General features: G+C 67.9%; 10 protein-coding genes. 2 read left to right on the top strand and 8 right to left on the bottom strand.

The window, feature by feature from the left end; translation table 11 throughout:
* Window positions 1-203: 203 nt before the first annotated feature.
* From N7E59_RS08195 to N7E59_RS08185, 3 genes are read right to left on the bottom strand one after another with little or no spacing between them, the layout of a single operon-like run.
* Window positions 204-1,580 carry a recombinase family protein gene (locus N7E59_RS08195; protein WP_261624435.1) on the bottom strand — a complete coding sequence of 459 codons (1,377 nt, stop codon included), beginning with the start codon at window positions 1,578-1,580 and terminating at the stop codon, window positions 204-206.
* 4 nt (window positions 1,581-1,584) lie between these two features.
* Window positions 1,585-2,292 carry a hypothetical protein gene (locus tag N7E59_RS08190; protein ID WP_261624434.1) on the bottom strand — a complete coding sequence of 236 codons (708 nt, stop codon included), beginning with the start codon at window positions 2,290-2,292 and terminating at the stop codon, window positions 1,585-1,587.
* Window positions 2,289-3,014 carry a DUF6318 family protein gene (locus N7E59_RS08185; protein ID WP_261624433.1) on the bottom strand — a complete coding sequence of 242 codons (726 nt, stop codon included), beginning with the start codon at window positions 3,012-3,014 and terminating at the stop codon, window positions 2,289-2,291. The genes N7E59_RS08190 and N7E59_RS08185 overlap by 4 nt, the downstream gene beginning before the upstream one ends.
* A 209-nt stretch (window positions 3,015-3,223) precedes the next feature.
* Here N7E59_RS08185 and N7E59_RS08180 point away from each other — a divergent pair, with 209 nt between their 5' ends.
* Entirely contained in the window at window positions 3,224-4,645 is a 1,422-nt protein-coding gene (locus N7E59_RS08180) for a class II fumarate hydratase (protein WP_261624432.1), read from the top strand.
* 21 nt (window positions 4,646-4,666) lie between these two features.
* Here the strand turns inward: N7E59_RS08180 and N7E59_RS08175 are convergent, their stop codons facing one another.
* The 3 genes from N7E59_RS08175 to N7E59_RS08165 are packed head-to-tail and all read right to left on the bottom strand — an operon-like array spanning window position 4,667 to window position 5,927.
* On the bottom strand, window positions 4,667-4,834 hold the full coding sequence (locus N7E59_RS08175) for a hypothetical protein (RefSeq protein WP_261624431.1): 168 nt from the start codon (window positions 4,832-4,834) through the stop codon (window positions 4,667-4,669).
* Window positions 4,819-5,373 carry an NUDIX hydrolase gene (locus tag N7E59_RS08170; RefSeq protein ID WP_261624430.1) on the bottom strand — a complete coding sequence of 185 codons (555 nt, stop codon included), beginning with the start codon at window positions 5,371-5,373 and terminating at the stop codon, window positions 4,819-4,821. Before N7E59_RS08170 ends, N7E59_RS08175 begins: the two co-directional genes overlap by 16 nt.
* 41 nt (window positions 5,374-5,414) lie before the next feature.
* Window positions 5,415-5,927 carry a prepilin peptidase gene (locus N7E59_RS08165; RefSeq protein WP_261624429.1) on the bottom strand — a complete coding sequence of 171 codons (513 nt, stop codon included), beginning with the start codon at window positions 5,925-5,927 and terminating at the stop codon, window positions 5,415-5,417.
* A gap of 160 nt (window positions 5,928-6,087) precedes the next feature.
* Here N7E59_RS08165 and N7E59_RS08160 point away from each other — a divergent pair, with 160 nt between their 5' ends.
* Window positions 6,088-6,789 (top strand): rhomboid family intramembrane serine protease, encoded by a 702-nt coding sequence (locus tag N7E59_RS08160; protein WP_261624428.1) that lies wholly within the window; start codon window positions 6,088-6,090, stop codon window positions 6,787-6,789.
* 61 nt (window positions 6,790-6,850) lie between these two features.
* On the opposite strand, the gene N7E59_RS08155 is transcribed toward N7E59_RS08160, so the two are convergent.
* Window positions 6,851-8,182, bottom strand: coding sequence for a PhoH family protein (locus N7E59_RS08155; RefSeq protein WP_261624443.1), 1,332 nt, complete (start codon window positions 8,180-8,182; stop codon window positions 6,851-6,853).
* A 261-nt stretch (window positions 8,183-8,443) separates the two neighbouring features.
* Window positions 8,444-9,214, bottom strand: a complete 771-nt coding sequence (gene uppS, locus N7E59_RS08150; protein ID WP_261624427.1) for a polyprenyl diphosphate synthase — start codon at window positions 9,212-9,214, stop codon at window positions 8,444-8,446.
* Between the last annotated feature and the right edge of the window lie 23 nt (window positions 9,215-9,237).

Genomic DNA, 9,237 nt, shown 5'->3' with positions numbered 1-9,237 from the left:
CGGCGCTGATGAATTCCGGTAGGCTATTCGCATTGTTGCCCGTGATGACGCGGATAATCCGTAACAACTCGCGGCGTCATTCGGCAGCGATTAGTGGGGCGACACGCCGTGAAACACTCCGTGGAACCATCCGGCCTGCCCGCTCTCCACAGGTGTGGACTCTGTTGAGAGAAGTCCAGAACCCGGCGTGTCGCGGCGTGTCGTCAGGCCTTCGGAGTGATCCTGATGTGCTCCGGACGGAACCGACCGCCCCGGGTCGTAGGCATCACGGTCACGTCCACCAGGGCGCTGATGACGGCACGGCGGCGTGCGAGATCGAGCTGGTCCCAGGCGGCGTGTACGTCGTCAGCGTCGATCAGCGGGCGCAGGTCCGCAGCGTCAGAGGCTGCGGTCAGCTGCCGGTTGATCTCGTCCAGCCGTTCGGTGAAGCGGGTGTTCATCGCCCGGAACTGTGCCGAGGTCATGTCGGTGTCGGCCAGGTCAGCGGCCAGCTGCTCCTGCCGCTTCTGCAGTGTGGCCTTCTCCTGGACCAGGGCCGCCCGATCCGACCCCTGCCGTTCAGGCAGAGCTGCCAGACCGTCCCGCTGGACCAGGCCGAGGACGACACGGACCACCAGATCTTCGACGGCCTGAGCCTGCCGACCGACACATCCCGAAGCGCGGCAGGTGACGAGCCGGCTCCCCTGCCCGTTGTAGCCCGTAGTGACTGTCGCACCGCAGACACCGCAGGTCGCCAGGCCGGTGAGGATATGCTTCGGCGTCCCCTTCGCATCCACGGACCAGCCGCCCTCCCGCTGGGCGGCGGTGGAGCGGCGCATCTTCGCCTGGGCTGCCTCGTAGGTCTCTCGGTCCACGATGGGGTCCCACTCGCCTTGCCCGATGATCTCGCCGTGAAGGATCACCAGGCCGGCGTTCCGCGGTGACCTGATGAAGTTTCGCACCGAGGCCTGCTGCCACTCGTTGCCGGCTGCCGTCTTGATGCCCTTCTGCTGGAGCCTCCGGGCGATCTCCCGCTGCGAGACTCCGGCCAAGTAGTCGGCGTAGATCTGGCGCGTCACGTCGGCCTCGCGGGGGTTGTGCGTGACCCGGTCCTTCTCGAATCCGAACGGGCGGCGACTCACCAGCGGCTTGCCGGCCTCGGCCCGCTGCCGGTTGGCCAGGCGTTGCCGTGCGCCCTTCTGCTCTGACTCGTACCGACTCACAGAGATCTTGATGCGGGCGAACATGCGGCCCTCATGAGTCGTCAGGTCGCCCTCGCCGGTAGCAGTCGCCAGGGAGAGCCCCTGCCGCTCGGCGGCCTCCAGCCATTCCTCAAGTTGCTTGGGCTGTCGAGTGAGCCTGTCGAGATCCCACACCACCAGGGCGGTGAACCGGCCGTCGGCGTAAGCACGGCGCAGCCGCTCGTAGCCTGGGCGGTGGGCCTTAGCGTCGAACGCGGAGACGTTGGGGTCGGAGAACACTTCAGCGATCTTCCAGCCGCGTTCCTCGGCCACCCTCCGGCAGGCGGACTCCTGGCGCTCCACTCCGAGGCGTTCGCCGGTGCGGTCCATGCTGATGCGCGTATACAGGGCGGCGTCCATGCACCTAGTTTAGCGAGGTTGACATGTTCCTGTGTCGATCCACGTATCCGAAGCCCAGCAGGTCGGGGTGGAATTCGACGGAGGCCGGTTCGATGCCGAGTTCGGCGAAGCCGCTGCTGATCTCCACGGCGAGGTCGTCCTCGCTGACTTCATCTGCGACCGGCATCGGGGCGCCGTCCGGTTCGGACGGCAGACCGTCGCCTCCGGCACCTCCGCCTCCGTCCCCGACCGGGACGGCCATACTCTCATCGGGCTCGTATGCTCCGAAGTCGTCGCAGAGTCCGTCGAGAGAGATGAAGGGGACGGTGAGGCCGTCCATGTCGTCCTGGCATTCCTGCTGGGCGGTCTCGGAGACGCACTCCTCACCTGCGGAGAAGACCTCCCCCTCACCACACGCATTGAGCGGATCCATCGTCGACGGAATCTCCAGGCCCCCTCCGCCTGAATCTCCGCCCTCCACGGTTCGATCCTCACGACTAGATCCCGGTCGATCTGGGCTAGGAGTTGATGCACCGTTGGGGCCCGATGGCGGGGCTGATCTTGGACGATCACCCTCAGATGAGTTGGGACGGTTGCTACTTGAACCTCCGGAGCTGGGAATCGCTCGCTCGATTTCAACACTCGCTGCGTTCTCGTCAAGATCAGCGAAGATGTCCTGACTTGCTTCTTCGGGAGACAGAGTAATGAAAGCACAGGAAACGAACGCGATCATCCCTCATCCTCGGCGCTTGTCATGAGCTCCAGTTCATATACCGCCCACTCCTCGTCGAATACGAGGTCGGCCTCCCAACCCGCAGGGTCTCCACCCTCGGAGTCAGCATGAAGTCCGTCGTCTGAGTACCCCTCGAATGACCCTGGGTCGAGATCGAACTGAACAAGTGCAAGCGATTCATCCATGATCTCGGTCGACACGACCGTCACCTGATCTGGCTGCTGCACGAACCAAGCCCCCTCCTGATAGGCCTGGTCCGCTGTGTCGATTTCGGACTGGCACATTCGGCAGTCCTCGGTTGATATCTCACGAAGCACACTGAGATCACCAGTGTTTCTAGCGTGCTCTCGAACTTCCCACCAGTACTCGAGGGCAGCGATGGCGCCTTCTTCGGTCTCTTCGAACATGGCGTCGGGCTTCTCTGGTTCGGGCCAATTCTGCGCCGGTCCGCCAGAGGACGCCGGAACGGGCTCGTCCTCGTCGGAGTCGTCGTCACCCTCGTCGTCGCTGTCCTCAGCCTCCTCCGATTCCTCGGTCGCCGCGTCGACGGTCTCCTGATCACCACCATCGTCATCAGCGTCACCCTCATCGCCCCCGCAGCCGACGAGTAGCAGCCCCAGTGCCGCGGCAGTCGCGATACTCCGCACGTGCCAGGCGGACCAATTCGATCCGGCCGTCGTCGATCGGTGGGCACGCCCCACCGAAGCCCCCTCAAACGTCATCAGTCATCCCATCCAGTTACGAATCACGTTCACTCAGGTGTCGTCTCTCAACCGCGGACGAGTGTATCGACCCTGGACACGTCGATTCCATCTCACGGTCCTGTCCTGTGGATGACCACGCCCGAACTCCCCCGTCCTCGCCGGCGACAGGCTCCGTCACAGGGCGGCGACAGGGTGGCGGCCCCGCGCAGGCTCCTTAGAATGGCACCATGACCGAGAACTCTGCTGAGACCGAATTCCGCATCGAGCACGACACCATGGGCGAGGTGAAGGTGCCCGCCCACGCCCTCTACCGCGCCCAGACCCAGCGCGCCGTGGAGAACTTCCCGATCTCCGGACGCACCCTCGAGCGCGCCCACATCGAAGCCCTGGCCCGGGTGAAGAAGGCCGCCGCACGGGCCAACGCCGAGCTCGGGGTCCTCGACCAGGAGCTCGCCGACGCCATCTCGACCGCCGCCGAACAGGTCGAGTCCGGGGAGCTCGACGAGCACTTCCCCATCGACGTGTTCCAGACCGGCTCCGGCACCTCCTCGAACATGAACACCAATGAGGTTCTGGCCACACTGGCCAACCGGTCGCTCAAGGAGAAGGGCTCGGAGAACGAGGTCCACCCGAACGACCACGTCAACGCCTCGCAGTCCTCCAACGACGTCTTCCCCACCTCGGTCCACGTCGCAGCGACCTCGGCGCTGATCAACGACCTCAAGCCCGCCCTGACCTACCTGGCAGAGGCCCTGGAGGCCAAGGCCGAGGAGTTCAAGGACGTCGTGAAGTCCGGGCGCACCCACCTGATGGACGCCACACCGGTGACCCTGGGCCAGGAGTTCCACGGCTACGCCGCTCAGATCCGTTACGGCATCGAGCGCGTCGACGCCGCACTCCCCCGCGTCGCCGAGGTCCCGCTGGGCGGCACCGCCGTCGGCACAGGGATCAACACTCCGCTGGGCTTCGCAGAGAAGGCGATCCGTCACCTCGCCGAGGACTCCGGCCTGCCGCTGACCGAAGCCCGGGACCACTTCGAGGCCCAGGCCAACCGCGACGGACTCGTCGAGGCCTCCGGCCAGCTGCGCACCATCGCCTACTCGCTGATGAAGATCAACAACGACCTCCGCTGGATGGGCTCCGGTCCGAACACCGGTCTCGGCGAGCTGCGCATCCCGGACCTGCAGCCCGGGTCCTCGATCATGCCCGGCAAGGTCAACCCGGTCATCTGCGAATCCGCCATCCAGGTCTGCGCCCAGGTCATCGGCAACGACACCACCGTCGCCCTGTCCTCGACCAACGGCGCCTTCGAGCTCAACGTCGGCATCCCGGTCATGGCCGCCAACCTGCTCGAGTCCGTCCGCCTGCTGACCAACACCAGCTACGTGATGGCGGACAAGATGATCACGGGCCTCACCGCGGACGAGGAGCGCTGCGGCTTCTTCGCCGGCGCCTCCCCCTCAGTGGTCACCCCGCTGAACAAGCACATCGGCTACGAGGCCGCCGCGAAGATCGCCAAGTACGCGGTCACCGAGAAGAAGACCGTGCGCGAAGCGGTCGTCGAGCTCGGCTACCTGGAGCGCGGGGACCTCACCGAGGATCAGCTGGACTCGGCACTCGACGTGAAGTCCATGACTCAGCCGGGCTGAGTCACCTCACGGTCACCACGCTCAGCGCTGCCACGGCGGCACGTCGGGGTCACCCTCGTCGTGCCGCCGTCGGTCGTCCGCCCCGCGCCGGGTGGCCAGCTGCCAGATGACGGCGACGAACGCCACCGCGATCGCCACGGCCACCAAGACGACGATGCCCATCAGCACCAGCGTCAGGATCCGTGCCATGGCTGCTCCTCAGGGGTCGGCGGCAGAGTGACGTGCTGAGCGTACCGACCCGGCGGCTCGTCGAAGAACCGCGCCGGGGCCTGAGCGTCGAGCACCCAGCCGATCACCATCCGCTGATCGTCGGTGATCGGCTCCGGCAGCTCTGAGACCGGGAACCACCCCACGTCTACGGACTCCTCGTCGTTGACCCGAGGTTCGCCCCCGACGGCCTCCATCTCCAGCACGGTGTCCAGGTAGCGGCACCGATCCCCGTGGGGATACTCGATCAGATGCGAGGCGAAGACACCGGCCACCCGCACCGGCCGGGCACGGACCCCGGTCTCCTCCTCGATCTCCCGGACCGCCCCCACCGCCGGCTGCTCCCCCGGGTCGAGGATCCCGGAGGTCACCGTCCAGCGGCCGGAGTCGGTCCGTCGGACCAGCAGCACCTCAGGCTCGTCGGCCGTGCGGCGCACCACGACGCCTCGCACCGCGGGGATCCACAGCTCTGCGGTCCCGACGTGCTCGCGCAGCTCGCGGATGAAGTCAGGGGTGGGCACCTCTGGTCACCTCCGTGGGCGGGTCGGCTCTGAGGCCCAGTTCACCACATCACCAGCGCGAGCGCGGTCCCGCCCAGCAGGAACGGCCCGAAGGGGATGCGCGTGCTGCGGTTCGCACGGCGGGTGACCAGCAGCACCAGGGACACCACTCCCCCGAGGAGGAACGACACCACGACGGCGGCGCCGAGGGTCGACCATCCCACGAACCCAGCCCACAGCCCCAGCACCGCCGCGAGCTTGACGTCGCCCATTCCGATCGACGGCGGATGGATCAGCTTCACCACCAGGAACCCGAGGGACCACACCACCCCGGCGAGCAGCGCCCGCCCCCAGACGCCGACGTCGCCCATCACCAGGGACACGATCAGCAGCAGCCCCGCCGTCGTCGCCGTCCACGGGTAGACGATGCGGTTGGGCAGGCGATGCTCCCGCAGGTCCACCACCGTGAGCAGAAGCGCGCAGACCGTGGAACCGCTCAGACCGAGGATCAGCAGGATCCCGGCGGCCGCACTCCAGCCGCCGGAGCTGAGCGTCTCACCGAGCAGTCCGATCACGTCCGCCACTCTACGGAGAGGTTCGGCACCTCTCATCTCCGCAGCCGCAGGCTGTGGAGTACCAGATCCTCCCGGTCCAGCTCAGGCGCATCCTGTTCAGGCGCACCGTTCAGACACGCTCGATAGACTTGTCCTCCGACCGTCCGAGCAGGAGGCACCTATGGCACGCCGCAGCGACCCCGCCGCGTACGACCCCGCCTCGGAGCCGGCGCGCAGCGAGACCGGCGACTCCTGGGGCGCGATCATGCGCGACGCGCGCACCGGCACCCTGGGGATCTTCGCTCCGCTGCTGATCCTCATCGGCGTCATGTGGGCGGTCCACGTGGTCAACTTCTTCGGAGCCGGCTGGCTCTCCTCATCACTGGGGCTGCGCCCGCGCAGCCTCGACGGGCTCGTCGGCGTCGTCTTCGCACCGCTGCTCCACGGCGGATGGACCCACCTGATCGGCAACTCGGTGGCCCTGCTCCTCCTCGGGGCGATCGCCGCCGCGGTCACCGGCCGGCTGCTGCGGATCACCGCCGCGGTGTGGCTGCTGGGCACGGCGGTGCTCTGGGTGATCGGCACACCCGGAGTCCACATCGGCGCGTCGATCCTGGTCTACGGGTTCGCCACGTTCCTGGTGGTCTACGGATGGGCGACCCGACGTCCGCTGCCGCTGCTCGCCGCCCTGCTGGTGCTGGCCGGCTACCTGGTGCCGTTCCTGGTCGGACTGCTGCCCCAGTCCGGGATCTCCTGGACCGGTCACCTCGCCGGAGCGGCCGGAGGTGTCATCGCGGCCCTGGGCAGCACCCGTCAGATCCGCGCGGACCGCGAACACCGCAGGGCCCTGAAGTACGCGAAGAAGCTCGAGAAGCACCGCTGAACCCCTCCGCGTCGGACCCGGGGGTCGGTGCTCTCCCCAGTGCTCCCCTCGGTGCTCCCTCTCAGTGCTCCTCGAGGAGGTCGGTGACCAGGGCGGCGATCCGCGAGCGCTCCGAGCGGGTCAGCGTGATGTGCCCGAACAGCGGATTGCCCTTGAGGATCTCGACGACGGCGGCGATACCGTCGTGCCGACCGACCCGCAGGTTGTCGCGCTGGGCCACGTCGTGGGTGAGCACGATCTTCGAGTTCTGACCCATCCGGCTCATCACCGTCAGCAGCACGTTGCGCTCCAGCGACTGCGCCTCGTCGACGATGACGAACGCGTCGTGCAGCGACCGCCCACGGATGTGGGTCAGCGGCAGCACCTCCAGCAGCCCGCGGGAGACGACCTCGTCGAGCACGTTCTCCGAGACCACAGCGCCCAAGGTGTCGTAGACGGCCTGGCCCCACGGGTTCATCTTCTCCGCCTCGGAGCCCGGCAGGTACCCCAGCTCCTGACCACCGACCGCGTACAGCGGGCGGAAGACCACGATCCGCTTGTGCTCGCCGCGCTCCAGCACCGCCTCGAGGCCGGCGCACAGCGCCAAGGCCGACTTGCCGGTGCCCGCCCGGCCGCCCAGGGAGACGATGCCGACCTCGGAGTCCCGCAGCATGTCGATGGCCAGACGCTGCTCGGCAGAGCGTCCGTAGAGCCCGAACACGTCGGAGTCGCCGCGCACCAGGTGCACCTCGCCGTCGGCGTGCAGCCGACCCAGGGCGGAGCCGGTGCCGGAGTGGATGACCAGACCGGTGTTCTTCGGGAGCCCGGCGGCCTCCTCCAGGACGATCCGCTCGGCGGAGTAGAGCTCGGAGAGCTGCTCGTCGGATACGGTGACCGACTCCAGGCCCGTCCACCCCGAGTCGGCGACCCACTCGTTGCGGTACTCATCGGCGTCCAGTCCCATCGCCGAGGCCTTAACACGCATCGGCAGATCCTTCGAGACCACGGTGACGTCGCGGCCCTCGTCGGCGAAGCTCTTGGCCACTGCGAGGATCCGGGAGTCGTTGTCGCTGCCGCGGAACCCGTGCGGCAGGACCTCCAGGGAGATGTGGTTCAGCTCCACCAGCAGGGTCCCGCCCTCGTCGTTCAGCGGCACGGGGCTGTTGAGCGTCCCGTGGGTGATCCGCAGCTCGTCCAGCAGGCGCAGCGCCGACCGGGCGTAGTAGCCCAGTTCGGAGTCGTGACGCTTGTGCTCGAGCTCCGAGATGACCACGACCGGCACGACGACGTCATGCTCGGCGAACCGGGTGATCGCCCGAGGGTCGGAGAGCAGGACCGAGGTGTCCAGGATGTAGGTCTTCTGCGCGACGGCCCCGGCGACGACGGCTTCGACGTCGGAGGTCGCGCCGGTCAGGGCGTCCTGGGAGGTGCTGACAGCAGTCACAATGGCTCCAGACCCGGGGGCCGAGCGCCCCCGCGCATCGATCGGTGTTGGTCGGAGCGGCCGAGGGGCCGAGCCGACCCCTGTGATCGATGGTCCGAGGACACGGCATCGAGAGCCTCTCCGGTCAGGGGTGCTGACACCTTCAGCGTAGACGCGCCCGACCTCGTGGGTGTGGAGGAGGCCGTGTCGCGATGTGACGAGCCGGTGAACTTCCCGTGACAGGAGTCCAGGTCAGCCCCCGAAGCGCCGTCCCCTCCGGGAGAAGTCACGCAGCGCGCGCAGGAAGTCCACCCGCCGGAAGTCGGGCCACAGGGCCTCGCAGAAGTAGAACTCGGAGTACGCCGACTGCCACATCAGGAATCCGGAGAGCCGCTGCTCCCCGGAGGTGCGGATGATGAGGTCGGGGTCGGGCTGCCCGCGGGTGTAGAGCTTCGCGGAGATGTCGGCCGGACTGAGCTCGGCCGCCACCTGCGCGGGGGTGCGGCCGGCCCCGTCCGCCTCGAGGAGCAGCTCACGGACGGCGTCGACGATCTCCCGCCGCCCGCCGTACCCGACGGCGACGTTGACGTGGACGGCCGGGGCCTCCTGCGGCCCGCTGATCTCATGCAGCCGCGCCGCGAGCGCCTCGGGGAGCAGGTCCGGGGCCCCCACCGGATGCACCTGGACCGGCCGGCCGCCGGGCCGGGATTCGGCCAGGCTGTCCAGGGTGTCGCCGATGATCTCGGTGAGCTTCTCCAGCTCCTCGGCCGACCGGTTCATATTGTCGGTGGAGAGCATGTACAGGGTGACGGTGGGGATCCGCAGCTCGGCGCACCAGCCGATGAACTCCACGATGCGGCGGGCTCCTGCGGCGTGGCCGTCGGAGGTCGAGCCGCCGGCGAGCCTGGCCCACCGCCGATTGCCGTCGACGACGACGCCGATGTGCCGCGGCATCCGGTCCGGCGACAGACTGCAGTGGAGGCGCGACTCGTAGGCACGGTAGAGCAGATCCTGAAGTGCCATCCCCTCCCCCTTCGCTCTCCGTC

Source organism: Nesterenkonia marinintestina (genome assembly GCF_025420485.1).
GTDB classification, from domain to species: domain Bacteria; phylum Actinomycetota; class Actinomycetes; order Actinomycetales; family Micrococcaceae; genus Nesterenkonia; species Nesterenkonia marinintestina.
This window is presented reverse-complemented; position numbering and strand designations above follow the sequence as displayed.

Excerpts from the sequence above, each read along its gene's own strand:
- N7E59_RS08195 (WP_261624435.1), bottom strand. The coding sequence starts at position 1,580 with ATGGACGCCGCCCTGTATACGCGCATCAGCATGGACCGCACCGGCGAA.
- N7E59_RS08185 (WP_261624433.1), bottom strand. The coding sequence starts at position 3,014 with ATGACGTTTGAGGGGGCTTCGGTGGGGCGTGCCCACCGATCGACGACG.
- N7E59_RS08190 (WP_261624434.1), bottom strand. The coding sequence starts at position 2,292 with ATGATCGCGTTCGTTTCCTGTGCTTTCATTACTCTGTCTCCCGAAGAA.
- N7E59_RS08175 (WP_261624431.1), bottom strand. The coding sequence starts at position 4,834 with ATGGCACGGATCCTGACGCTGGTGCTGATGGGCATCGTCGTCTTGGTG.
- N7E59_RS08160 (WP_261624428.1), top strand. The coding sequence starts at position 6,088 with ATGGCACGCCGCAGCGACCCCGCCGCGTACGACCCCGCCTCGGAGCCG.
- N7E59_RS08180 (WP_261624432.1), top strand. The coding sequence starts at position 3,224 with ATGACCGAGAACTCTGCTGAGACCGAATTCCGCATCGAGCACGACACC.
- uppS (WP_261624427.1), bottom strand. The coding sequence starts at position 9,214 with ATGGCACTTCAGGATCTGCTCTACCGTGCCTACGAGTCGCGCCTCCAC.